This is a genomic window from Haladaptatus paucihalophilus DX253 (assembly GCF_000376445.1).
GTDB lineage: Archaea > Halobacteriota > Halobacteria > Halobacteriales > Haladaptataceae > Haladaptatus > Haladaptatus paucihalophilus.
On the sequence record NZ_AQXI01000001.1, the window covers coordinates 2,270,190 to 2,290,964 of the forward strand.

At 60.9% G+C, this 20,775-nt stretch carries 20 protein-coding genes; 10 read left to right on the forward strand and 10 right to left on the reverse strand.

Annotated features, from left to right (window positions below):
- Positions 1-13 precede the first annotated feature (13 nt).
- Complete coding sequence (locus B208_RS0112685) at positions 14-1,846, reverse strand: PINc/VapC family ATPase (protein WP_007979915.1); 1,833 nt, start codon at positions 1,844-1,846, stop codon at positions 14-16.
- A gap of 81 nt (positions 1,847-1,927) precedes the next feature.
- Between B208_RS0112685 and B208_RS24395 the strand changes: the two genes are divergently transcribed.
- The 5 genes from B208_RS24395 (at position 1,928) to B208_RS0112710 (ending at position 5,480) form a co-directional block, all read left to right on the forward strand.
- The gene (locus B208_RS24395) at positions 1,928-2,089 is read left to right on the forward strand and encodes a hypothetical protein (RefSeq protein WP_007979913.1); all 162 of its coding nucleotides are present in this window, start codon (positions 1,928-1,930) and stop codon (positions 2,087-2,089) included.
- Between the two features lie 59 nt (positions 2,090-2,148).
- Complete coding sequence (locus tag B208_RS0112695; protein WP_007979912.1) at positions 2,149-2,475, forward strand: DUF7344 domain-containing protein; 327 nt, start codon at positions 2,149-2,151, stop codon at positions 2,473-2,475.
- A gap of 54 nt (positions 2,476-2,529) precedes the next feature.
- Positions 2,530-2,790, forward strand: a complete 261-nt coding sequence (locus tag B208_RS0112700) for a hypothetical protein (protein WP_232423791.1) — start codon at positions 2,530-2,532, stop codon at positions 2,788-2,790.
- 24 nt (positions 2,791-2,814) lie between these two features.
- Positions 2,815-3,897, forward strand: a complete 1,083-nt coding sequence (locus B208_RS0112705; protein WP_007979908.1) for a M20 family metallopeptidase — start codon at positions 2,815-2,817, stop codon at positions 3,895-3,897.
- Between the two features lie 71 nt (positions 3,898-3,968).
- Positions 3,969-5,480 carry a carboxypeptidase M32 gene (locus B208_RS0112710; protein ID WP_007979906.1) on the forward strand — a complete coding sequence of 504 codons (1,512 nt, stop codon included), beginning with the start codon at positions 3,969-3,971 and terminating at the stop codon, positions 5,478-5,480.
- Positions 5,481-5,607: 127 nt separating this feature from the next.
- On the opposite strand, the gene B208_RS0112715 is transcribed toward B208_RS0112710, so the two are convergent.
- From B208_RS0112715 to uvrA, 4 genes are all read right to left on the reverse strand, one after another.
- Positions 5,608-6,204 (reverse strand): N-acetylmuramoyl-L-alanine amidase, encoded by a 597-nt coding sequence (locus tag B208_RS0112715; RefSeq protein ID WP_232423792.1) that lies wholly within the window; start codon positions 6,202-6,204, stop codon positions 5,608-5,610.
- 310 nt (positions 6,205-6,514) lie between these two features.
- Complete coding sequence (locus tag B208_RS0112720; RefSeq protein WP_007979901.1) at positions 6,515-7,603, reverse strand: geranylgeranyl reductase family protein; 1,089 nt, start codon at positions 7,601-7,603, stop codon at positions 6,515-6,517.
- A 54-nt stretch (positions 7,604-7,657) separates the two neighbouring features.
- Complete coding sequence (locus tag B208_RS0112725) at positions 7,658-8,203, reverse strand: DUF7344 domain-containing protein (RefSeq protein WP_007979899.1); 546 nt, start codon at positions 8,201-8,203, stop codon at positions 7,658-7,660.
- Between the two features lie 253 nt (positions 8,204-8,456).
- Positions 8,457-11,399 (reverse strand): excinuclease ABC subunit UvrA, encoded by a 2,943-nt coding sequence (uvrA, locus tag B208_RS0112730; protein WP_007979897.1) that lies wholly within the window; start codon positions 11,397-11,399, stop codon positions 8,457-8,459.
- A 188-nt stretch (positions 11,400-11,587) separates the two neighbouring features.
- Here uvrA and B208_RS0112735 point away from each other — a divergent pair, with 188 nt between their 5' ends.
- Both B208_RS0112735 and B208_RS0112740 read left to right on the forward strand, forming a co-directional pair.
- Entirely contained in the window at positions 11,588-13,477 is a 1,890-nt protein-coding gene (locus B208_RS0112735) for an ABC transporter ATP-binding protein (protein ID WP_018128906.1), read from the forward strand.
- Positions 13,478-13,522: 45 nt separating this feature from the next.
- Complete coding sequence (locus B208_RS0112740) at positions 13,523-14,101, forward strand: LURP-one-related/scramblase family protein (RefSeq protein ID WP_007979893.1); 579 nt, start codon at positions 13,523-13,525, stop codon at positions 14,099-14,101.
- A gap of 212 nt (positions 14,102-14,313) precedes the next feature.
- Here the strand turns inward: B208_RS0112740 and B208_RS23870 are convergent, their stop codons facing one another.
- Both B208_RS23870 and B208_RS23875 read right to left on the reverse strand, forming a co-directional pair.
- Positions 14,314-14,484 carry a hypothetical protein gene (locus B208_RS23870; RefSeq protein WP_154652462.1) on the reverse strand — a complete coding sequence of 57 codons (171 nt, stop codon included), beginning with the start codon at positions 14,482-14,484 and terminating at the stop codon, positions 14,314-14,316.
- 91 nt (positions 14,485-14,575) lie between these two features.
- Positions 14,576-15,439: a hypothetical protein gene (locus B208_RS23875; RefSeq protein WP_139025508.1), complete on the reverse strand. Its 864-nt coding sequence runs from the start codon at positions 15,437-15,439 to the stop codon at positions 14,576-14,578.
- 139 nt (positions 15,440-15,578) lie between these two features.
- On the opposite strand from B208_RS23875, the gene B208_RS23880 reads away from it, so the two are divergent.
- The gene (locus tag B208_RS23880) at positions 15,579-16,352 is read left to right on the forward strand and encodes a transcriptional regulator FilR1 domain-containing protein (RefSeq protein ID WP_139025507.1); all 774 of its coding nucleotides are present in this window, start codon (positions 15,579-15,581) and stop codon (positions 16,350-16,352) included.
- Positions 16,353-16,360: 8 nt separating this feature from the next.
- Here B208_RS23880 and B208_RS0112750 read toward each other — a convergent pair whose 3' ends face one another.
- Positions 16,361-17,098: an SDR family NAD(P)-dependent oxidoreductase gene (locus B208_RS0112750; protein ID WP_026177833.1), complete on the reverse strand. Its 738-nt coding sequence runs from the start codon at positions 17,096-17,098 to the stop codon at positions 16,361-16,363.
- 105 nt (positions 17,099-17,203) lie between these two features.
- Between B208_RS0112750 and B208_RS0112755 the strand changes: the two genes are divergently transcribed.
- Positions 17,204-17,653, forward strand: coding sequence for a universal stress protein (locus B208_RS0112755; protein ID WP_007979889.1), 450 nt, complete (start codon positions 17,204-17,206; stop codon positions 17,651-17,653).
- A gap of 34 nt (positions 17,654-17,687) precedes the next feature.
- Here the strand turns inward: B208_RS0112755 and B208_RS0112760 are convergent, their stop codons facing one another.
- The gene (locus B208_RS0112760; protein ID WP_007979886.1) at positions 17,688-18,080 is read right to left on the reverse strand and encodes a hypothetical protein; all 393 of its coding nucleotides are present in this window, start codon (positions 18,078-18,080) and stop codon (positions 17,688-17,690) included.
- A gap of 130 nt (positions 18,081-18,210) precedes the next feature.
- Between B208_RS0112760 and B208_RS0112765 the strand changes: the two genes are divergently transcribed.
- Complete coding sequence (locus B208_RS0112765; RefSeq protein WP_007979884.1) at positions 18,211-19,188, forward strand: ROK family protein; 978 nt, start codon at positions 18,211-18,213, stop codon at positions 19,186-19,188.
- Positions 19,189-19,994: 806 nt separating this feature from the next.
- On the opposite strand, the gene B208_RS0112770 is transcribed toward B208_RS0112765, so the two are convergent.
- Positions 19,995-20,711, reverse strand: coding sequence for a DUF2103 domain-containing protein (locus B208_RS0112770; protein ID WP_007979881.1), 717 nt, complete (start codon positions 20,709-20,711; stop codon positions 19,995-19,997).
- Positions 20,712-20,775: the final 64 nt, after the last annotated feature.

Genomic DNA, 20,775 nt, shown 5'->3' on the forward strand with positions numbered 1-20,775 from the left:
GCGGTGTCGGCGGTTACGCCGACACGACCGTAATCTGCCGCTCCCGGTCGATGGCGTACTCCAGTTCCTCCGCGATGGCGCTGCCGCGGGAGACTTGAATGTCGCCGCCGCGGCCGACCGTCGCGGTGAACAGGTACTCGCCGTCGGCCTGCACTTCGACGGTTTCCCCGGCGTGGCCGTCCAACGGGATGATGATGTGGCGGGAGGTGATTTCCGGCGTCACCACGTCGCCCTTCGGGGTCGTCGCCGTCGTGCCGACCGAGGACGGTTTCTCGTCGTGGGTGCGCACGTCGATGTCGATGCCGAGGCGGTTCTCGATGTCGTCGATTCGGCCGCCGCCCTTGCCGATGACGTAGGAGATGTCGTTTTCGTCCACGTAGACGACGGCCTTGTTCTGGCCCTGGAGGTCCACGTCGACGTGACCGCGGGAGACGGACTGGATTTCGCGCTCGATTTCCTGTCGGGCGAGGCGCGAGACGCCGGTCTCCTTCTCGTCACCCTCCTCCAAAGGGACCGTGACGACCTGCCGGTTGAAGGTGTAGATTTCGTACTCCGGCGTTCCCGTCTCGAACTCCTCCACGAGGATGACGGGGCGGGCGAGGTCCTCCTCGGTCATGCCCGCGGGCACCTTGACCTGCGTCCGCACGTCGTAGACCTTCTCTATCTGTCCGGCCTCGATGTAGACGACGGTATCGACGATTTGCGGAATCATGCCGAGTTCGACCCGGCCGATGAGTCGCTGGAGCGCGTCGATGGGCCGCGTGGCGTGGACGACGCCGACCATGCCGACACCGGCGAGGCGCATGTCGGCGAACACCTCGAAGTCGTTCGTCTTGCGCACCTCGTCGTAGATGGTGTAGTCGGGGCGAACCATCAGCAGGGAGTCCGCCGTCTTCTCCATCTCGCCGGCCAGTTCGGTGTACTGGGTGACTTCCGGGCCGACCTGCAAGTCGCGGGGTTTCTCCATCGTCTTCACGGCGAAGTCGTTGTCCGCGAGGAACTCCGCGACGGCTTGCGCGAAGGTGGACTTCCCGGCACCGGGTGCGCCGGAGATGAGGACGCCGCGCTGGCGTTCGAGGAGTCGCCCGCGGAGTTCGTCCGCGTGCTCGTAGTCGTCCAACGAGGTCTTGACGATGGGTCGGACCGCGGTTATCTCCCACGCGTCGGCGAACGGCGGTTCCGCGATGGCGATGCGGTAATCGCGGAACTGGACGATGGTCATGCCGGGTTCGTCGATTTCGATGAACCCGTCGTGGCTCTGTTTCGCGCTCTGGATTATCTCCTGGGCGTACTCCTTCAACTGCTCGTCCGTCGAGGGGTCGTCGCGGATTCGCTGATAGTGCATCTCGCCGATTTCGCCGCGCTTCGCCATCGGCGGGACCCGCGACCGGAGGTGGACGCTCATCGTCTGCTCGTCGAAGAAGTCCTCGATGCTGAGTCGCCCCACGTCCTCCGTTTTCGGCGCGATGTATTCGACCTCCAATCCCTTGGCTTTCGCCACCTCGCTCTGCACGAGGTCGCTGGTGACGAACGTGGCGTCGTGTTCGTCCGCCAGTTCGCGGATGAGCGCGTCGATTTCTCCGCGGTGGGCGTAACCCTGTTCTTCGGGTCCGGGGCGCACCCCGACGTAATCGAGGTCGATATCGCCAGCGTCCGCGAGGTCCGCGAGCCGCTGGAGTTCGGACAGTCCGTCCCACCCGCTCTCCTCTCCTTTGTTCGCCTGCGATTCGAGTTCGCTGACGACGGCCTCGGGGATGAGAACCGTCGCCCCGGCGAAGTCGCCGTCATCGACTCGTTGGGAAATGCGGCCATCGACGACGGCGCTCGTGTCCGGCACTACGTTCATGGCTGTCGGTTCGTGTGGTAGCCTGATAAGGGTTTCAGCGTGTGGGTCATCCTTTTGCCCCTCGGTGACGTACGACGGTCGATGCGCCACGCCCACATCGTGCTTACTGTCGACGAAGAGACTCGGGACCGAATCGAGGCCGACCTCGCGGACGAAACCGTCGACGTGTGGCTGCTGGACGCCATCGAGCGAAAACTCGACCGATACGACGAGTACGAGTTCGTCGACGACTGCGCCATCTGAGTGAGTCCTTGCGAGTTCAGGCAGTAGGATTAGGGGAATGTTTTCCCAAACACTGGTAGATGCTGCCATTCGAATTCAGGGATTCCCCGGACTCGTCGAACCTCGACAGCGTGTTCGAAACCTTCTCCGACGACCAACGCCGCCAATTGCTGTGCCATCTCTCCGAATCGTCGGACGGGACCGCGACGGTCGACGAACTTCGAGACGTGCTCGATGGGGATTCGCGCCGGACCGAAACGCGTCTTCGACACGTCCACCTTCCGCACCTCGAATCGCTTTCGCTCGTCGAATACGACGAGCGGAGCGAGACGGTTCGGTATCGGGAGACCCCGCTTCTCGAGGAGCTATTGGACTGCTGTTTCGAACACCGAACGCCGCAAGCGTAAAACGGGACACTTCGGGCCAGCATCGATTTGTTTTCGGATACCATCGTCCCGACCATGGCACGAGAACTCGACGAGATTCGGATGGATTTGGATTCGGTCGCCGACGACGCTTCGCCGGACGTCGCCGGAGAAATCCGGTCGATTCGGAAGGGGCTGACCAACATCCCGGAGGACAAGGAGGCGAGACGGACGCAATTCCGCGAGACGGAAGACAGGATTTCGGAAATCGAGCATCAAGCCGACAGGTCGGTCGCCGAACGGTTGCACACGCTGCAGGAGGACATCCACGTTCTTGCCGAGGACGTTGGATATTAACCCCCTCGCCGAACTGGAAGGTGCATGGACGAACTGGTCGAACTGACCCGTGACCTGGTTTCGATTCCGAGTCACGAGGACGAGACGGCGGCGGGGGATTTTATCGAAGAATGGCTTCGCTCCGAGACTGACGCGGACGTAACGCGGGACGACATCGGGAACGTCATCGCACGAAAACCGGCCACAGACGGCGACTCCGATACCTCTCTCGCCTTGGTCGGCCACCACGACGTCGTGCCCCCGGACGACTCGCAAGCGGATGGTGAAGAGTACGTGGTCGAGGAGCGCGACGGACGACTGTACGGCCGCGGCGCGGCGGACATGAAGGGTGCCGTGGCCGCGTCGATGCTCGCGTTCCGCGACGCCGACCCGTCATGTGACCTCGTGTTCGCCAGTTTCGTCGCCGAGGAGTTGGGCGGCGACGGCGCGCGTCACGCCATCGAGGGCGGCTTTTCGCCCGACTGCGCTATCGTCGCCGAAGGGTCAACGAACTACTCGGGGCCGGACGTCACGGACGTCGTTGTCGCCCACCGCGGACGGCGGGCGAGCACCGTCACGGCGCACGGAACCGCCGCGCACGCGAGCGAACCGGAAGCAGGAGTGAACGCCATCTACCGCGCCAGCGACGCCGTGGACGTCGTTCGGGACTGCGACGTCCCGACCGTCTCCGTGTTGGGCAACGACCTCTCGGGGAGCGTCGTCGCCACCGAAATCCACGGCGGGAGCGCGTGGAACGTCATCCCGGACACGTGCGAGATAACCATCGACGAGCGAACCGTCCCCGGCGAGCGCGCCGACCTCGACGCCGTGGAGGACATCGAAGGCGTCGAGTGGACCGTCGAACAGGACTTGCCGCCGATGGAGTGCGACGACCCCGACTTCGCGGACGCGGTGCTGGCCGCCGCCCGCGACGCGCAGGACGGCGACCCGGAACAGGTGACGAAACCCCACGCGACGGACGCCGGATGGCTGGCACAAGCGGGCGTCACGTGCGTCGTTTGCGGAGCTTCGGAACCCGGCGAGGCACACACGAAAGACGAGAGCGTCGGCATCGGCGTGCTGGAACGCTGCTACCGGATTTATCGGACCACGGCGGAGCGACTATAACGAACCGAGCCGCCAACCTATTTCGTACCGAAACCCATTCATTGATAATCGGTGACAGCAAACACCCGGTGATGGCAACTGAAGCCACCGCGGAAAACACCACGTACGAGGAGTTTCTCGGGAAAGTAAAACGGATTTCGAACGTCCAGAACGCCGCCGGAATTCTCGGCTGGGACCAAGAAGTCGTGATGCCCGAGGGTGGCACCCCCGCGCGGTCACAACAGCGGTCGGCCCTGTCGGCTATTTCGCACGAACTGCTCACCGACGACGAGATGGGTGAGCTGTTGGACGAACTGGAGAGCGAGGACCTGGACGACGAGCAGGCCGCCGTCGTCCGCGAGGTCCGACGCGAGTACGAGCGGGCGACCCGCGTCCCCGGCGAGTTGGTCGAGGAGATTTCGCGCACCACGTCCGAGGCGCTGCCGAAGTGGAAGAAGGCGCGCGAGGAGGACGACTTCTCGATTTTCGCCCCGACGCTCGAAAAACTGGTCGAGTTGGAGCGCGAGTACGCTGACCACATCGACCCGGACAAGGACCCCTACGAGGTCCTGTTCGAGGAGTACGAACCCTACCTCGGCATCGACACCGCCGAGGAGACGCTGGCCGAACTCCGCGACGAACTCGTCCCGCTCATCGAGGACGTCCGCGAGAGCGACGTCGAACTCGCCACGCCGTTCGAGGGCACCTACGACGCCGAGACGCAGGAGGAGCTCTCGCGCGACGTGCTCGACACGCTCGGCTACGACTGGGACCGCGGCCGTCTCGACACCGCGCCGCACCCGTTCTCCAGCGGGACGCAGTTCGACGCCCGCGTGACGACGCGCTTCGACGAGAGCGACCCGCTCGGCGCGCTGATGAGCACCGTTCACGAGTTCGGCCACGCGACGTACACGCAGGGTCTGCCGGACGACCAGTACGGCACGCCGCTCGGCCAAGCCCGCGACCTGACCGTCCACGAGTCACAGTCACGCGTCTGGGAGAACAACGTCGGTCGGTCGCGCGCCTTCTGGGAGAACTTCCTGCCGCTCGTTCAAGAGCGCTTCGCGGACGCGAACGGCGTCCCCGTCGACGAGATGTATCAGGCCGCGAACCGCGTCTACGAGGACAACCTCATCCGCGTCGAGGCGGACGAGTTGACCTACCACATGCACATCGTGGTGCGCTTCGAAATCGAGAAGGCGCTCATCCGTGGCGAAATCGAGGTGGACGAGGTGCCGGAACTGTGGAACGATAAGTACGAGGAGTACCTCGGTGTCCGTCCCGACACCGACGCCGACGGCTGCCTGCAGGACATCCACTGGAGCCACGGGAGTTTCGGCTACTTCCCGACCTACTCGCTGGGCAGCGTCCTCGCCGCACAACTGTACGCGAAAGCCGACGAGGACATCGACGACCTCGACGGCCAGATTCGTGCGGGCGAGTTCGACGACTTCCACGACTGGCTCACCGAGAACATCCACGAGTACGGCTGTCTGTACACCACGGACGACCTCATCGAACACGCGACGGGCGAGTCGTTCACCGCCGAGTACTTCCTCGACTACGTGACCGAGAAGTACGGCGCGCTGTACGACCTCGAATAGGCGCGAAACCTTCTTTCCGTAACAATGGGTCGAGACTGATCTTTCTCCCGTCGTCGTTCGACCCCTCCCGCGGCTACTTCGCGTCCGTTTCGAAGCCGTCGCAAAATAATGCGGTTCGCTCCCTGTCTCAGTACGAGTTCACGAGGTCGATGTAGTAGTCCCAGTCCCAGTTGCTGCCGGGGTCGGTGTGACTGCTGGCCGGAACCTGCTCGTGGCCGATGATGCCGCCGTTGGCCGGGTTCGCCGCGTCGCTCGGGACGCTCGTCGGGTGCTGTTTCGGAATGCCGTACTGGTCACAGAGCCAACTGGCCAGTTTGGCCGACGCACGGTACTGAGCGTCCTCGTAGGTTTCGCTGACGTAGCCGCCGTGTTCGATGCCGACGGAGTACTGGTTGTAGTCCCAATCCCCGGCGTGCCACGCGATGTTGATGTCACTGACGCTCTGGTACTTGTAGCCGCTCTCGGAGACGGTGTAGTGGGCGCTGACGTCCGCGTCGGGGTTCTGGAACCAGCTGACCGCACCGCTGGCCGACCCCTGAACGGTGTGGATGATGACCCAATCGATTTCTGCCGCACCGCGGTTCGCTGCCGTGTAGTTGCTCGAATCCGCCACTTCCCAATCGACCGTCGGTTTGGCCGCGGCGGTTCCGCTGAACGCGGCCGCACCGAGACCTGCCGTTCCTGCCACTCCGATCGTCTTGAGTAGGTTACGTCTGGATGTCATGGTCCAATTAAACCTTACAAACTCTGATTTAAAATATTTTTTCTAGAAATTTAATCAATTAATTATCTGTTGAATCGATAGATAGGACTGAAAATGGGCTAGCTCGCTCGACGTCACGCGTTGGAAACCGCTGTCGAGACCGTTCGGTCGATTCCGGTCTGCGCAGCGTGCGTCGTCCGGGACGGGCGTGGGGATGGCGGTGGTGCGCCGCTTCGAACGCGGAACGATGGGCCGGGCTATATCCCGAAACAGAGCGGGACGATGACCGCAGGTTCGGAACGGTGTCACACACCGTCGGGATAGTCCGACCCTACGACGAGCGCGAGAGGAGTTTCCGGAGGTGGTCCGTCGAGAAGAACGAGGTCGGTTTGTCCATGTGAACGCCGATTTCGCCCTCCATCGCCGTGAGTCCCACCTTCTGGACGGGTTTCGGGAGGGAGTACGCTCGGCGGACCCAGTGGCCCAGTCGAATCTCGTTTTTCAACTCCCCGCGCCACGCGCGCTCGTAGTCGGCGAGCGTGGCGGGGTCGTCGGGGTCCACGGTTTCGACGGCGTGGTCCGCCGCGGTCATGCCGTAGAGGATGCCGCCGCCGGTGAAGGGCTTCGTCTGTGCGGCGGCGTCCCCGATGAGGAAGCCTCGGTGGGCGGTGACGCTCCGGGCCGGGCCGATGGGAATCATCCCGGCACAGAAATTCTCGGTTTCGACGCCGTAATCGGCCGTAAACCGGTCGAACAGCTCGCGGGCGTTCTCACCCGGCGGTGCGGCCAGTCCGTACTCGACACCGGCCGTCCCGCGGGGGATTCGCCACGCGAAGAATCGCGGCGCGGTGAGGTGGACGTCCACGAAATTACCGTTGTGCGTGTCGGTCGTGAACCCGAGTACGCCCTGCAGTTTCTCGCCCGGTTCCGGCAGGTGGAGTTCCCGACGGACGCGCGAGACGGGACCGTCACAGCCGACGACCATCTTCCCGCGAAACGTCTCGGTTCCGTCGGGCGTGTTGGCGGTGACGTCCACGTACTCGCCGTGTTCGTCCACGTCCGAGACGCTGTGTCCTTCGCGCAAATCGGCTCCAGCGTCCTCCGCGGCGCGCGCGAGCGTCCGGTCGAGTCCCACCCGGTCGATGACGTTCGAGATAACCTCGTCTTTGTAGAAGGGATGTTCGGGGGACCGCGGGCCGTCGATGTGGAAGCGCGCGCCGTAGACTTCGTTCTGGAGGAGGTCGTCACGGGCACCCTCGGGGGTGAACTTCCAGATATCGGTACTGACGTGGCCGGAGCACGCGAGCGGCGTTCCCACCTGCCCGCGTTCGAGAACGAGAACGTCGTGTCCCGCGTCCGCGGCCCGTCGCGCGAACCGCGACCCGGCGGGACCGGCACCGACCACCACGAAATCGTACATTATCGTCGGTTGTTCGCCGCGGGGCAAAATAGCTTCTTTCTCGGGTCGGGGTCGCTACCGCGCCGATGGCGGTCGTTCTCCCGTCCCGAGTTGCCGACGTCGGAGGTAATGAACGAGCGCGGAGAGCGCGAACGCGGCGACGATGAGGACGCCCCAAATCTTGTCGGGGATGGCCGAAAACGGCGGAATACCGAGGAAGTCGGCGAAGACGAGAATCGCGCTCACGATGGCGAGACCGAGGTAATACCGAATCCACGGGAACTCGTCCTGTGGCCGCAAGTATCCCTCCAATTGCGCGGCGTTGTCGGAGAGTTCGACGATGCCGCGGCTCTGGTTGTACTCTACGATACCCGCATCCGAGAGCTTCGGGAGATGTGTCTGGTACAGCGAGGTGTACACCGACTTGCGCTCGTTCGCGGACAGGCCCTCGACCGTGGTGTCGTTCTCCCACGCGGCGACCTGTTCAGCAAGCTCGCTCAGTTCCACCGGCCGGCCCTGCTGCTTGAGGTAGTGGAGCGTGTACCGTCGTCGTCTATTTTTCAGAACGTCGAAGATGAGATCTTCGGACAGTTCTTGAGGGGTTCCATCAGTCGAACTCATGCCACCGGAGAGTCGCAATCGGTTGTTTCGGCTATGCCACCGCCACCCGGACGTAACACGAGTGCGAAGTTACCGCGGACGACACTTTGTTATCCAGTGCTTAGCTGCCTGTAGTTTTCAAACTAATTACGATAACCGGGCTTAAGCGGCCGATTCTCCCGGGTAAGCCCGCCATTCCGCTTCGAAAAATCGTTCCGTATCTCGCTCGAGAACAGTTGCATCCCGGTTTGCGAGCGGTCTCGCGCGCCGGTCCTCAATCGTCCATCGCCGCGGGTGCGGGTCTGTCCGCACGGGGGCCGTCGAGTTCGACGTGCGGGAGTTTATCGCGGAGATACTGCCCCGTGTAGGAGTCGTCGGCGCGCGCGATCTCCTCCGGCGTTCCGGTGGCGACGATTTCGCCGCCCTTCTCGCCGCCCTCGGGACCGAGGTCGATAACGTGGTCCGCGTTCTTCACGAGGTCGAGTTCGTGTTCGATGACGGCGATGGTGTTGCCCTTGTCCGTCAGTCGCTGGAGCACCGAAACGAGTTTGCGCTCGTCCTCGTGATGCAGGCCGGTCGTCGGTTCGTCCAGCAGGTACAGCGTCTCGCCCGTGTCCTTCTTGCCGAGTTCCTCGGCGAGTTTGATGCGCTGGGCTTCCCCGCCGGAGAGGGTCGTGGACGGCTGACCGAGTTTCATGTAGTCCAGTCCCACGTCCTTCAGCAGTTTCAGCCGCCGACGGATGCGCGAGTCGTGCTCGAAGAAGTCGTGGGCCTCCTCGACGGACATGTCGAGCACGTCCGCGATGGTCGCGCCGCGGTAGGTCACGTCCAGCGTCTCGTCGTTGTAGCGCGCGCCGTCACACTCCTCGCACGGAACGTACACGTCCGAGAGGAAGTTCATCTCGATTTTGACGGTGCCCTGCCCGCCACACTCCTCACAGCGCCCGCCCTTGACGTTGAACGAGAAGCGACCCTTCTCGTAGCCGCGCTGTTTGGCGAGTTTCGTCTCGGCGAACGATTTGCGGACGTAATCGAACACGCCCGTGTAGGTCGCGGGGTTCGACCGCGGCGTCCGACCGATTGGCGACTGGTCGATGAGTCGCACCTTCTCGATGTTCTCCATCCCCTCGATGGCATCGTGCTCGCCGGGGTCCACCGAGGTGTTGTCGTTCATCTCGCGGGCCAGTCCTTTGTAGAGGATGTCGTGCATCAGCGTGGATTTGCCCGACCCGGACACGCCCGTGATGGCCGTGAACTTCCCGACCGGAATCTCCACGTCGAGGTCCTTGAGGTTGTGCTGGCGCGCTCCTCGAACCGTGAGGTGTGCGTCGCTCTCCCGACGCTCCTCGGGCACGGGAATCTCCTTTCGTCCGGCGAGGTAGTCGCCCGTGATGCTCTCCTCGTGGGCCATCACGTCCTCCACGTCGCCCTGCACGACGACTTCGCCGCCGCGTCTGCCGGGGCCGGGACCGATGTCGATAACGTTGTCCGCCCGGCGCATCGTCTCCTCGTCGTGTTCGACGACGATGAGGGTGTTGCCCAAGTCGCGGAGTTCACACAGCGTGTTCAGCAGGCGGTCGTTGTCGCGCTGGTGAAGACCGATGGAGGGTTCGTCCAGCACGTAGAGAACGCCGACGAGTCCCGAGCCGATTTGGGTCGCAAGTCGAATCCGCTGACTCTCCCCGCCCGAGAGCGTCGAGGCCTCCCGGTCGAGCGTGAGATACTGCAGGCCGACCTCCTCCATGAAGCCGAGTCGCGCGCGAATCTCCTTGAGAATCTCCTCGGCGATGCGGTTCTGGCGGTCGGTCAGGTTCGCTTCGAGGTTTTCGAAGTGCTCCAGTGCGTCCCCGATAGACATCCGGTTGACTTCGGAAATCGACGTGCCGTCGACGTACACCGAGCGACTTTCGGGGCGGAGTCGCGTGCCGTCACAGGCCGGACACTCGGTTACGGCCATGTAGTCCTCGATGTGGCCGCGCGCCCGGTCGCTGTCAGTTTCGACGTAGCGTCGTTCGAGGTTCGGGATGACGCCCTCGAACGGTTCCTCCTTCCGGCGGATGCCGTTCTTCGTGTTCCACTTGAACAGCACGTCCTCGTCGGTGCCGTAGAGGAATCCCTGTCGAACCTCCTCGCTGAGGTCCTCGAACGGCGTCGTCAACTCCACGCCGAAGTGTTCGGCGACGGAATCGAGTTGGCGGCGGTAGTACGTCCGCTGGTAACTCCACGGCTCGAAGACGTGTTTGAGCTGTTTCGACGGGTCCTCCACGACGAGGTCCTCGTCTATCTCCTTCGTCTCGCCGATACCCTCACACTCGGGACACGCGCCGTGCGGACTGTTGAACGAGAAGCTCCGCGTCTCGATTTCGCGGAAGTCGATGCCGCAACTCGTGCAGGCCAACTCCTCGGAGAACTCCACGACGAGTCGGTCGTCGCCGTCCCCGGCCAAGTCGCCCGTCGAACGGGATTCGGACCCGAGATTCGCGTCTTCGGGTGCGTTCGGGACGATGAGTTTCATCACGCCTTCGGCCTCCTCCAGCGCGGTCTCCACGCTGTCGTTGATGCGGCTTCGGGCCTCCTCGCTGACCTTCACGCGGTCCACGATGACGTCGATGGTGTGGTCGTAGTTCTTGTCGAGGTCCGGCCGGTCGAGCGTCAAATCGAACTCCTCGCCGTCCACTTCGACGCGCGAGTAGCCGTCCGAAACGAGGTCGTCGAACAGGTCTGCGAACGCGCCCTTCTGGTCGCGGACGACCGGCGCGGCGATTTTCGCCTTGGTCCCTTCGGGCAAATCAAGCACCCGACGAACCATGTTCTGGGCGCTCTGTTCGCCGACCTCTCGTCCACACTGCGGACAGTGCGGCGTGCCGACGCGGGCGTAGAGCAGTCGCAAGTAGTCGTGCAGTTCCGTCACGGTACCGACCGTCGAACGCGGGTTGTTCGCCGCGTTCTTCTGGTCGATGGAGATGGCGGGCGACAGGCCTTCGACGTTCTCGACCTGCGGTTTGTCCATCTGCCCGAGGAAGTTCCGGGCGTAGGCCGACAGGCTCTCGATGTAGCGTCGCTGTCCCTCAGCGTACACCGTCTCGAAGGCGAGCGAGGACTTCCCCGACCCGGACAGGCCGGTGACGACGTTGAACTCCTCGCGCGGAATCTTCACATCGAGGTCTTTGAGGTTGTGCTCCTCGGCCCCCCGCACTTCGATGTAGTCCTTGCTCATCTATACTCAGACAGCGACTGGACGAGGGTATGCCTATCGGTTGGGAATGCAAGCGGAGTGAAAGTGAAGCGTGAGGAGACGGAACCGGGAGCTGAGACGGACCACCGAACGGGACATATTCGTTCGGTCCTTACCGAACGTAAGTGCCATCGAACACAGCGATACCGGAGGAAGCGGAACGGCACACGATGTGGCGACTCTTCGCCGAGTACGGCCGCGGCTACTGGCCGCAGTTCGTCGCGGGGTTCGTCGGGACGATACTCGGACGCCTCTCGGGTCTCCTGCCGCCGGTCATCCTCGGTATCGCCATCGACTCCATCTTCCTGAACGAACAGGCGTTCCACATTCGATTCATTCCGGCGGCGTGGACGCCGACGACGCCGAGCGGCCAGCTTTGGCTCTCCATCGGTATCGTCCTCGCCTCGTTCCTCGTCGGGGCGGCGTTCTCGTGGCTGGAAGGCTGGGGCTGGAACGCGTTCGCACAGGGAGTCCAGCACAGGCTCCGCGTGGACACCTACGACAGGATGCAACTGCTCGACATGAACTTCTTCGACGGCAAGCAGACGGGCGAGTTGATGTCCATCCTGAACAACGACGTGAACCAGTTGGAGACGTTTCTGAACGACGGGCTGAGTTCGGCGCTCCGAATCGCCGTGCTCATCGTCGGCATCGGCGGCATCCTGTTCACCCTCAATCCGGCGCTCGCGCTCGTTGCGCTGCTGCCGGTTCCCTTCCTCACCGCGTTCACGTACCTGTTCGTGCGGACCATCCAGCCGAAGTACGCCGCGATGCGGGCGAGCGTCGGCGCGCTCAACTCCCGACTGGAGAACAACCTCGGCGGTATCCGCGTCATCAAGTCCGAAACCGCGGAATCCTACGAATCCGGCAGAATCGAGGAGGCGTCCGGCGACTACTACGACGCGAACTGGGACGCCATCACGACCCGAATCACCTTCTTCCCCGGCCTGAGCCTCCTGACCGGCATCGGCTACGCCGTCACCTTCGCTGTCGGCGGCTTTTGGCTGCTCTCGGGTGCGCCGGGGCCGCTCACCGGCGCGCTCGAACCCGGCGTGTTCGTCACTTTCGTCATCCTGAGCCAGCAGTTCATCTGGCCCATGGCGCAGTTCGGGCAGATAATCAATATCTACCAGCGCGCCGAGGCGTCGAGCGACCGGGTGTACTCGCTGATGAACGAACGGGGAACGCTGGACGAAAGCGCCGACGCGCCGGATTTGGTGGTCACGGACGGCACCGTCGAGTACGACGACGTGGGATTCGGCTACGACGAGGAGCAAGTCGTCTCGAACATCGACTTTCGTGCCGGACGCGGCGACACGCTGGCGCTCGTCGGCCCGACCGGGGCCGGGAAATCCACCGTCCTCAAACTCCTGCTCCGCATGTACGACGTTGACGAGGGGGCAATCCGCATCGACGGCACCGACATCCGCGACGTGAACCTCCGCAGTTTGCGGCGGGCGGTCGGTCACGTCAGTCAGGAACCGTTCCTGTTCTACGGGACGGTCAAGGAGAACATCGCCTACGGGACGTTCGACGCCGCGGACGACGAAATCGAGGCGGCCGCGAAAGCCGCCGAGGCACACGAGTTCATCGTCAATCTGCCCGACGGCTACGACACCAAGGTCGGCGAGCGCGGCGTGAAACTCTCGGGTGGTCAGCGCCAGCGACTCTCCATCGCGCGGACGGTTCTGAAGGACCCCGACATCCTCGTCCTCGACGAGGCGACGAGCCACGTCGATACCGAAACCGAAGCCCTCATCCAGCGAAGCCTCGCCTCGCTCGTGGACGAGAAGACCACGTTCGCCATCGCCCACCGCCTCTCGACTATCAAGGATGCGGACGAAATCGTCGTCTTGGACGAGGGCGAGATAGTCGAACGCGGCACTCACGACGAACTGCTGGCGTTCGAGGGCCTGTACGCGAATCTCTGGCATGTGCAGGCTGGCGAAATCGAAGCCCTTCCGCGGGAGTTCATCGAGCGGGCGATTCGACGGCAGGCGGAAATCGAAGACGGCGACGTCGAGGGAACGGAGGCACAGGCGGACGGCGGAGAGCGATAGCCTCGCCCCCATATTTAAATACAATAACACGACAAGCTGTGAACAATGGAACCTCCAACGCGGCGCGACATCGGCGGCGTCGTTCTCGACGACGACACGTACACGGTCAAACAGAGCCACTTCCGGAACAAGTACAAGGTGTACGATTCCGCCGGAAACCTCGTCCTGAAGTCGAAACAGAAGCTGTTCAAGATGAAAGAGGAGTTCCCGTTTTACGACGCCGACGGGAACGTCGTCTTTCGGGTGAAGGCGAAGAACGTCTTCGATGTCGCCGGTGATTACGTCCTCGTGGACGAACGCTCTGGCGACCCCGTTTTAGTGCTCAACAAGAACTTCACCTTCTTCCACCACCGCTGGACGATACAACTCCCGGACGGAACCGAACTCGCGGAAGTCGCCTCCAGAAGTGCGGTCCTCGAAGCGCTGCGGTCACTCATCGACGTCCTCTCGTTCCTCCCGCACAAGTACTCCATCACCTCGCCCGAGGGAGATTCCATCGGCGAAATCCAGGGCCATTTCTCGCTCCGCGATAAGTACGACGTTCGCATCCACGACACGGGGTCGATACCGAAAACGGCGCTCGTCGCGGGAGCGATAGCCATCGACGCGCTGGAAGGGAACTGACCCGACTCAGACCTTCTCCGGCAACCAACCGCCGTCCACTTCGACGTTCACGCCGCTTAAATAATTGTCATCTAATTACACATCATACGTGAGTATTTGGAAGAACATCAAGACGTTTGGCTCAGCCATGAGGTACAGTGCACCTTTAAGCAAGTGAAGAGTTTTTTCGATGAAATTTCACGAATGGATAAATTAAAGCCGATTGTCGGTTCTCAATCAGAATGTATCGTAACAAGGAATGCGTGAGATGTGAGCACTGCACCTACTGTAAATATCACCACGCTCACAACCGCACCGATATCTCCACTTCCTCCGATAGAGATGATGTTTGGTGAGATGGCAACTAACAGGTTATTAATTGCAAAATACGCTATTACCGCCATCAGTACTATACCAACTCCTGATTGGATGGCACGATAGTTTATATTCATGTAGAAGGATTTGATAAAGCGTTGTTTATTTTTTGCGATTAACTTATAGAGTGTCGTCTCTCTGTCTATTCCCCGGTATTGTCCATGAATCTGCCCCTACAGGGAGGCTAACACTAATTCCAGTACCGATAACAGGTACAGCTACGTTCTGCAGAATATTCCAGTCTGCAATATTACCATAGCTCCAAGTATGTTTATACAACCCTGAAACGTTACCAACAGTCCGAGTATCTTGTTTTATTAATACCATTTGGGCGTATCCTGTGCCAACTGGGTACCACTCACTAACTCCGTCTCCGTCGACATCTCCTTGATTTCTCTTATCGTTAAAAGTCACAACGGAAGCGTTGTTTGGTGCGTCTATGTTGGCTGCGTTCGGTTCGCTCTTTAAGTCCGTAACGCCGCTCACGGAATTCGATGTATTCGGATCCTTGAGAGTTCCACTGTAAATGATGCTATCATCTTTATATCCGAAAACATCTTGCTCATATCCCAAAATCCCGACATCAACAGGTGCTGGACCATCTACGTCACCTTTTGTGTTCTTGAGGTCCCACGATAAGCCGATAGCATATTCGTTCTTGTTTTCATTCCAGACTCCAGTAAAGAATGACGCACTACTATCGCTTTTGTCGAAATAATCTTGAGTCGAGACTCCATCACTGGGTGGTGATTGAGTTGTAACCGAGTATTCTACATCGTGTGCATCAAGCAAGTCAAACGCTTTCTTCCTTTCTCCGCTTTTCATTAAGGAAACAAACTCATTTTTGATGCCAGCGTTAACAATCCCTGTCTTTTCTTGCTTCGCGCTTACTCCTGCAGAAGTAAAACCTGCAGTTACTGCAAGTCCTGCAGCTGATTTGATAATGTTACGTCGTGTTTGATTTTGCCCAAGTTTCTTGCTCATGCTACAGATGCAGATTTCTGGTAGTATTACTTTTAGCTAATTACTGAAAATATTCCCAGAACATGGGAACCGACCCATAAGATGGAATTGGCCCAAATATAATCTCAAATATTATGTGGGTAGAAGAAAAATATAAGTCATGCACCAGGTGTACCCTGACACTGAAGAAGTGCTGTCCCTCCTACTCAAACGAAGCAGTATTTTATCTGTCATTTACACATCCCCCTCTACTCCGCGAGATATCACCGATAAAACTGATATATCACGATCAACTGTCGGACGTGCGCTTTTAGAGCTAGAAGAGTTCAAACTAATCAGAGACGAACACGGTCAATATCAAATGACAACTTCTGGAAAAATTTTATGGGATAAATACAAAAGTTTTATAAAATTTATATATGATGTTTCAAATAAAAGCGAAGTTTTTAATAATCTTCCAGATGGAGTACTGAACAATATCCCTCTAAATCTGTTCGTGGATGCTCGAATTATACATTCGTCTACTCAGACCCCTCTGGGAGCGATTAGAGATCTCTCATCTCGAATTTTAGAATCAGAGGACATGTCTGCCATACTACCAGTTATCCTTCCGATTGATATTGAGCTCTATCTTGATAAAATTGCCACTGAACAGATGGATGTTGATATCTTGGTAAATAATGTGTCTCACGCACATCTGCTTGACAAATGCTCCTCTGTCAAATCAGACTCTGTTAATATTTCGAAATATTCGACTCAACCGACTTCACAGCAAATCTCTTTCTGTTTATATATCCTTGATCACTCTGAGGTATGGGTTCGCTTCCACGATGAGCGAGGGAATGTAATTAATACTTTCTTAAATAAATCAATTAAAGCTGTAGAATGGGCAAATAAATTATTCAATCGATACAAACCAGAGTTGTCCGAATAGTAGTCAAGTTAGACCTTCTCCGGCAACCAACCGCCGTCCACTTCGACGTTCACGCCGCTCAGGTAGTCGCTGTCTTCGTCCACGAAGAAGCGCAGCGCCTGCCCCATGTCCTCGAACTTCGCCGGTTCACCGCGAGGCAGGTCGTCGGGGAACACGTCCGAGTTTTCGACCACGTAGGGCGAAATCGCGTTGACGGTCACGCCGTCCGCTTGGGTGTCCGCGGCGAGCATTCGGGTGAACATCAGGACGCCCGCCTTGGCGATGAAGTACGGGGCGTTCTTCGGGTTGATGAGTCCCTTCTCCGCGCTGGCGTAGCCGACGTTGACGATTCGACCGAATCCCGCCTCGCGCATCTCCGGGAGCGCCCGCTTCGAACAGAGGTAGGTTCCGTTGATGTTGCCGTCGAGCACGGCGTTCCATCGGTCGAACGAGATGTCTTCCCAGTGGTCGGGAGCGAACGGGCCGACGTTGTTCACCAGCACGTCCACGCTTCCGAGTTCGGACTCGACGGTCGAAAAGAGGGCGTCCACTTCGTCCGGGTCGGTGACGTTCCCCTGCACGGTTGTCGCTTCGACGCCGTTCTCCCGTGCGGTCTCGGCGACGTCCCGCGCCTCGTCCGCACTCGAATGGTAGTGAACGGCCACGTCCGCCCCGCAGTCGGCGAGCGAGAGGAGGAGTTCCCGCCCGACGCCCTTCGAACTTCCCGTGACCAGCGCGACTCGTCCGTCCAGTTTCGGCGTTATCATACGGTCCGCTTCGCGGCGGAGTCCCAACTATCTTGACATCCCGATTATCTCGATTTTGAGTGAATCTCCCCCTATATTTAATATTCTCCATGGAGAGGTGCTACCATGGCAATAGAGACGATTCTTCTCGCGGTAGGACCGGGCGACGCGGACCGAACCGGGCGACTCGCAGACGCCGTTATCGACGTGGCCGGACCGACCGGCGCGACGGTCGTCCTCGCACACGTCTTCACGGACGACGAGTTCGACGACGTTGTAGACCGACTCGACTACGACCCGGCCGGGAAACCCAACTCGGACGAGGTGGCGGCGCGACACGCGACGATTCGCTCGCTTTCGGACGCGCTGGACGCCGAGGACATCGGCTACTCGGTTCGGGGCGCAATCGGCGAGCACGGCGAAACCATCGTCGAACTCGCCGAGGACGTGAACGCCGATAGCGTCTTCGTCGGCGGCCGCAAGCGCTCACCGACCGGGAAGGCCGTTTTCGGCAGCACTGCACAGGAAGTGATGCTTTCCGCTCCCTGCCCTGTGACGTTCGTCCGCGAGGACTGAACCCCCGCAATCGGACGTCGCGCTTTTTTGTCTCTCACTCCTCCGCGCGTTCCTGCCAGCGTCGTTGGATTCGCCGTTCGCGGATGTGTCGCTCCCCGTCGGCGACTTCCTCTCGCGTCGTGCGTTCGAACGCCTCGATGTTGCGGAGGAACTCCGTTTCGAACGATTCGACCAACTCGTAGGTCCACCGGTCGCCGCCGAGGACGCCGCACGGGAGGATTTCGTCGCGGATGTGGTCCGCGAGGTCGTCGTGCCCGGCGTCCCGGAGGTGGGTTTCGGCCTCGCTGAAGTGCTCCATCGCGTGGCCGGTGGCGTGATGGAACTGGACGAGGTAGCCGTGTCCCTTCCGGAGCCCTTCGATACCCAGTTCGAGTTCGTGGAGCGCGGATTCCGTTTCGTCGTCGATGGCCGGGAGGTCGTCCGCCATGTCCTGATTAACGCCGTCGAACCAGTTAACTCCGACAGGCGACCGGCCGAACCTCTCGGGCCGTCGAAAGAAACTCGACGGCGAGTAAATGCCTGTAGTTAAGTGGGACGGACGACGTTTGTTCACCTGAATGGCCTACTACGCGGGTGTAGACCTGGGGGCGACCAACGTCAGGGCGGCGGTTGCCGACGAAGGCGGCAACGTCGTCAGCACGTACGACCGCGGTACGCCACAGGGACCGACCGGCATCGCGGTTACTGAAGCAGTGCTCGAATGCATTCGTGGGGCGTGTTCGAACGCGACCATCGACCCCAGTGAGATTCGGGCGGCAGGCATCGGCAGCATCGGCCCGTTGGACCTCGCGGAGGGTGCGGTCGATAACCCGGCGAACCTGCCGGACACCATCGACCGAATCCCCCTGACGGGACCGGTGGGGAAACTCATCCACAGCGAGCGCGTGACCCTCCACAACGACACCAACGCGGGCGCTATCGGACAGCGGTTCTACAGCGACCGCAACCCCGACGACATGGTGTACATCACGATTTCGAGCGGTATCGGCGCGGGCGTCACCGTGGACGGCAACGTCCTCACCGGCTGGGACGGCAACGCGGGAGAAGTGGGGCACATGATAGTCGACCCACACGGCAGGCGAACCTGTGGCTGTGGCAAGGAGGGCCACTGGGAGGCCTACTGTTCCGGCAACAACATCCCGGAGTACGCCCGGATGCTCGCCGAGGAGGACGAAACCGTATCGACCGCGCTCCCGCTCGACGACCCCGATTTCTCCGCGAAAGACGTGTTCGAGAACGCCGGTATCGACCCCTTCGCCGACCACGTTATCGAACAACTCGCCCACTGGAACACGGTCGGCGTGGCGAACGTCGTCCAAGCCTACGCGCCGCTGGTCGTCTACCTCGGCGGTGCCGTCGTGCTCAACAACGAGGAACTCGTCGTCGACCCGATTCGGGAGCGCGTCGGCAACCACCTGCTGAACAATCAGCCGGACGTCCAGCTCACGACGCTCGGCGATGAAGTCGTGTTGAAAGGTGCAATCGCGAGCGCGCTGACGGATGGTACCGGCGACGAAACACGTCTCGCCGACTGATTTTCGCGACGTGAGGTTCGGGGGATGCGGTCGATTCGGACTTTCGGGTCAGTGTGACTGCTGTGGTTTCGTCTATACTTCTCTCCGAGTGTCGGTTGTAACTTCTCTCCGAGTGCGAGTACAGACGTCAATGAGACCGCCACCGCACAGCATCAGCCACTCCCTCCCCAACCGATTCCTCCCATCGTCGCGCTGCTCCTCGGTCGTCATCCCTCACGTGATACTCAGACAGGTTCGTGGCCGGCCGCTGACCACGAACCTGCTGGCGCACGCGCCACAGCGGCTATGGGTATCGTGCATTCGAATTTCCGTCGTGGCGCGCGCTGACGAGGCGACGCGGCCACTCTCGGCCGCGTCGCCTCGTTACAGTTCGCGCGAGGGATGAGCGAAGCGAATCGGTTGGGGAGGATGTGGCTGATGCGGTGGCGGTATCGTGGGTGGAATGAAAGGGGCCGCCCGCTCGCGCTTGTCGTGGTCGTTTCGGCGACCTCTCTCGACGAGGCACGCGGTTTGTGCCGAGTCGAGATGTCGCCGAGCGGGTCACGCGAACGCAGTGAGTGTGAGCACGGAAGTCGCATGCCCGCACGGGGAGCGTGCGACCGAGCAGGACCGTCTTCCGGTGCCGCGAGCGTGGCGGGGGCTTTCAAGGCCGTCTCTCCGGTGGTTGTGATTCAGTTACTCTCGGCTATCACACGTAGCGAGCGGGCGGGGGCTTTCGAAGTCCGCGTTTCAGTAATCTCGGTCACAGTCTCGGAAGCAAAACCATTTCGTACCGAGCGTTCGGAGTGATTCCCTGCCCTTCCCCGTCAGCGAAAGCCGCTCTCTTGGAGGGCCTCGTTCAGGTCCTCCCGAATCCGCTCGCCGAGGTCGCGGTCCATGGCGGTGGTAACGACGCGGTTTTCCTGCACGCTGGACCCGTCGCGGAGGAGGAGTCGGACGTTCCCGTTCTCGTCGGCGCGGGTGGCCTTGGCGCGGACGCCGGAGTCGGAACTCGCACCCCCCGCGTTGATCGGGCCGGGGATGATTTTCTTGACGTGCGGATGGCAGGCGACCTCACGAATCACGCGCATGCCGTCGCGGTTGCCGATGAGGGTTGTGTGTGTTCCGCCGATTTTCTCGGCCGGGTCGAGGTCCACGACTTCGAGCGAGCGCTCGCCGCGCCGCGCCAGCACCTCCTCGACGGGGTTCTCGTCGCCGACGCGGTAGAAGTCGTAGTGGAGTTGGGCGCGGACGGCGCGAATCACGCCGCGGTCGCCCGCCGCGTACACGTCCTCGGGGTGTTTCCGTCGCACTTCGTCGGCGATGCGCCCCGCGAAGTTACGGAGTTCGACGACCTCGGTTTCGCCCTCCTCGGGCGTGGTGCTGACGCCCGTCTTCCCGACCACGGTTTCGTCGTTGAGCATCGTGATGTCGGCGTGGTCGCGGGTCACGGCGAGAACGACGGAATCGGCGTTCTGCGTTCGACAGACGAGGCAGTAGTCGCCCGGACGTTCGAGCGAGGACGCACACTGCCGACAGTTCATGCGCGTTCTTTCCCAATCGCGGCGTTTAACCTCGGCGTTTCGACGATGTGTTCGGTGAGGGAAA

Bases quoted from the DNA above. Each gene is read 5' to 3' on its own strand.
- B208_RS0112685 (WP_007979915.1), bottom strand. From the start codon at position 1,846: ATGAACGTAGTGCCGGACACGAGCGCCGTCGTCGATGGCCGCATTTCC.
- B208_RS24395 (WP_007979913.1), top strand. From the start codon at position 1,928: ATGCGCCACGCCCACATCGTGCTTACTGTCGACGAAGAGACTCGGGAC.
- B208_RS0112695 (WP_007979912.1), top strand. From the start codon at position 2,149: ATGCTGCCATTCGAATTCAGGGATTCCCCGGACTCGTCGAACCTCGAC.
- B208_RS0112700 (WP_232423791.1), top strand. From the start codon at position 2,530: ATGGCACGAGAACTCGACGAGATTCGGATGGATTTGGATTCGGTCGCC.
- B208_RS0112705 (WP_007979908.1), top strand. From the start codon at position 2,815: ATGGACGAACTGGTCGAACTGACCCGTGACCTGGTTTCGATTCCGAGT.
- B208_RS0112710 (WP_007979906.1), top strand. From the start codon at position 3,969: ATGGCAACTGAAGCCACCGCGGAAAACACCACGTACGAGGAGTTTCTC.
- B208_RS0112715 (WP_232423792.1), bottom strand. From the start codon at position 6,204: ATGACATCCAGACGTAACCTACTCAAGACGATCGGAGTGGCAGGAACG.
- B208_RS0112720 (WP_007979901.1), bottom strand. From the start codon at position 7,603: ATGTACGATTTCGTGGTGGTCGGTGCCGGTCCCGCCGGGTCGCGGTTC.
- B208_RS0112725 (WP_007979899.1), bottom strand. From the start codon at position 8,203: ATGAGTTCGACTGATGGAACCCCTCAAGAACTGTCCGAAGATCTCATC.
- uvrA (WP_007979897.1), bottom strand. From the start codon at position 11,399: ATGAGCAAGGACTACATCGAAGTGCGGGGGGCCGAGGAGCACAACCTC.
- B208_RS0112735 (WP_018128906.1), top strand. From the start codon at position 11,588: ATGTGGCGACTCTTCGCCGAGTACGGCCGCGGCTACTGGCCGCAGTTC.
- B208_RS0112740 (WP_007979893.1), top strand. From the start codon at position 13,523: ATGGAACCTCCAACGCGGCGCGACATCGGCGGCGTCGTTCTCGACGAC.
- B208_RS23870 (WP_154652462.1), bottom strand. From the start codon at position 14,484: ATGGCGGTAATAGCGTATTTTGCAATTAATAACCTGTTAGTTGCCATC.
- B208_RS23875 (WP_139025508.1), bottom strand. From the start codon at position 15,439: ATGAGCAAGAAACTTGGGCAAAATCAAACACGACGTAACATTATCAAA.
- B208_RS23880 (WP_139025507.1), top strand. From the start codon at position 15,579: ATGCACCAGGTGTACCCTGACACTGAAGAAGTGCTGTCCCTCCTACTC.
- B208_RS0112750 (WP_026177833.1), bottom strand. From the start codon at position 17,098: ATGATAACGCCGAAACTGGACGGACGAGTCGCGCTGGTCACGGGAAGT.
- B208_RS0112755 (WP_007979889.1), top strand. From the start codon at position 17,204: ATGGCAATAGAGACGATTCTTCTCGCGGTAGGACCGGGCGACGCGGAC.
- B208_RS0112760 (WP_007979886.1), bottom strand. From the start codon at position 18,080: ATGGCGGACGACCTCCCGGCCATCGACGACGAAACGGAATCCGCGCTC.
- B208_RS0112765 (WP_007979884.1), top strand. From the start codon at position 18,211: ATGGCCTACTACGCGGGTGTAGACCTGGGGGCGACCAACGTCAGGGCG.
- B208_RS0112770 (WP_007979881.1), bottom strand. From the start codon at position 20,711: ATGAACTGTCGGCAGTGTGCGTCCTCGCTCGAACGTCCGGGCGACTAC.